Below are 757 nucleotides of genomic sequence, written 5' to 3'. Positions count from 1 at the left end.
CCAAGGTGCTGCACGCCGACGGCGCGTCGCTCACTGAGCAGCTCGCCGAGAACGTTGCCGCGCAGGTGCTGGCCGTGGCCCCGGCCTACAGCCACATCTTCTTTCCCGCGACCGCCCACGGCAAGAACGTCGCCCCGCGCGTCGCCGCCAAGCTCGACGTGGGCCAGCTGAGCGACATCAGCAAGGTGATCAGCGCCGACACCTTCGAGCGCCCGATCTACGCCGGCAACGCCATCGCCACGGTGCAGTGCTCGCAGCCGGTCAAGGTTGCCACCGTGCGCACCACGGGCTTCGATCCCGCCGCTGCAACGGGCGGTTCGGCGGCCGTCGAGACCATTGCGGCCGTCGCGGACTCGGGCAAGAGCGCGTTCGTCGGCAAGGAGATCGCCAAGCTCGATCGGCCGGAGCTGACCGCCGCCAAGATCATCGTCTCGGGCGGCCGTGCGATGGGCTCCAGCGAGAAGTTCAACGAGGTGCTGACGCCGCTGGCCGACAAGCTGGGCGCGGCGCTGGGCGCCTCGCGCGCCGCCGTCGACGCGGGCTACGCGCCCAACGACTGGCAAGTCGGCCAGACGGGCAAGATCGTCGCACCGCAGCTGTATGTCGCGTGCGGCATCTCGGGCGCGATCCAGCACCTGGCCGGCATGAAGGACTCGAAGGTGATCGTCGCGATCAACAAGGACGAGGAAGCGCCGATCTTCTCGGTGGCCGACTACGGGCTCGTCGCCGACCTGTTCGTCGCCGTGCCCGAAATGAT

1 protein-coding gene is annotated in these 757 nt (G+C 69.1%); it reads left to right on the top strand.

Annotated elements, in window-relative coordinates; all coding sequences use genetic code 11:
* The coding region (locus LPC04_RS29020; protein ID WP_275685823.1) for an electron transfer flavoprotein subunit alpha/FixB family protein at positions 1-757 on the top strand (757 nt) is incomplete at both ends.

The organism is Scleromatobacter humisilvae (assembly GCF_023231945.1).
GTDB classification, from domain to species: Bacteria; Pseudomonadota; Gammaproteobacteria; order Burkholderiales; family Burkholderiaceae_C; genus Scleromatobacter; species Scleromatobacter humisilvae.
This window is presented reverse-complemented; position numbering and strand designations above follow the sequence as displayed.